This is a genomic window from Protofrankia sp. Cr1, assembly GCF_963555865.1.
In the GTDB taxonomy this organism is placed as follows: Bacteria; Actinomycetota; Actinomycetes; order Frankiales; family Frankiaceae; genus Protofrankia.
Map to the genome: position 1 here is coordinate 14,741 of NZ_CAUVXO010000024.1, position 1,535 is coordinate 16,275.

General features: G+C 72.1%; 1 protein-coding gene. It reads left to right on the plus strand.

What is annotated here, in order from left to right:
- On the plus strand, positions 1-1,535 hold a 1,535-nt coding region (locus U9980_RS04285; protein WP_322766776.1), incomplete at both ends, for a S53 family peptidase.

Sequence of the window (1,535 nt, forward strand, 5' to 3'; positions counted from 1 at the left end):
CCAGACCGCGGCCACCCAGACCGTCACCGTCTACCTCGCCGCACCCGACCGTGGCGGTCTGGATCACCTCGCGCGGTCGGTCGCCGGCGCGGTGAGCGCATCTGCGCAGGACCGGGCGACCCGTCTGAGGGCGTTTCTGCCCTCAGACGCGACCCACGACACGGTCGCGAACGAGCTCGACACGCTCGGCCTGACCGTCACCCGGACCACCGCATGGAGCGTCACCGCCACCGGCGAGGCGGACCGCCTCCGGACGCTGTTCGGCAGCGCCCGCGACTCCCGTCCTGCCCTGCGTTACGCACAGAGCCTGCCCGCCCTCCCCGCATCCCTGCACGGTCTGGTCTCGGTCGCCGTCGGTGGTGACGAGACCCGACCGGCATTCCGCCACCTCGGTACACGTGCCGCGCGGACAGGGCCGGCGACTGCGCGCAGCGCGGCCGCGGTGCCGCCCGACGCCGGCTACAGCGGCGCCGACCTGCGTGCCGCCTATGGTGCGCCGGACGGCCACCGCGGCGACGGCGGGCCAGACCCGACCGTCGCCAGCCTCCAGCTGTCCGGCTGGGACCCGGCCGACCTGCGCGCCTACGCGGCGGCAGCAGGCATACCGGACCCGGTCGCGGGTGGGCGTTACACGGCCGTGAGCGTCGGTCGCGCACCCGCCTACAACGCCGCCCTGGACGGCGACGGGGACAGCGAGGTCGCCCTCGACCAGGAGGTACAACTGGCAGTCGCGCCCAGCGCGCGCCAACGTGTCTATTTCGCGCCCAACACCGACCAGGGCTTTCTCGACATCCTCGACCGGGTCCGCCTCGACGCCGCCGACCCGAGCGCGAACCTCGTTGCGTTCAACGCGTCCTGGGGTCTGTGTGAGCCGTACAACAGCGCAGCGTTCGTCCGCACCGCCGAAACGTTGCTGGCGGCGATCGCCGCGGCGGGCGTCACCACCTTCACCGCTTCCGGGGACAGCGGATCCGACGACTGCGGCAACGGTACCGCCACCGCGAGCTACCCGGCGTCGTCACCATCAGTGATCGCGGTAGGTGGCACGACGATGCTCAACCCGACCGGCGCGACCGTGTCGGAGACCGCCTGGGCCGGCTCCGGTGGCGGCTGCTCAGCGCTGTTCGCCCAGCCGGACTGGCAACCGGTCACGGCCTGTACGTCGCGCGCGCTGCCCGACCTCGCCATGAACGCCGACCCGACGACCGGCTTCGCCATCTACAACCGCCGTTACTGGGAAAGCCACGGCGGCACGACCGTGCCCGGCTGGATGCGTTTCGGTGGCACCAGCCTCGCATCACCCGCCGCCGCCGGGATGCTCGCGGCCGAATGGGCATCGACCGGCCAGCAATCAGGCGGGTACGGCGACATCCATGACCGGCTGTACAAGGCACCTGTTTCAGCCTTCCGGGACATCACAGTTGGTAACAACGGCGCCCACCGAGCCACGGTCGGCTACGACCTTGTGACCGGGCGCGGCGCGCCCCGGTGGAACAGGCTCGCCTCCACCGCGCTCACCACGACCCCAGCGACGA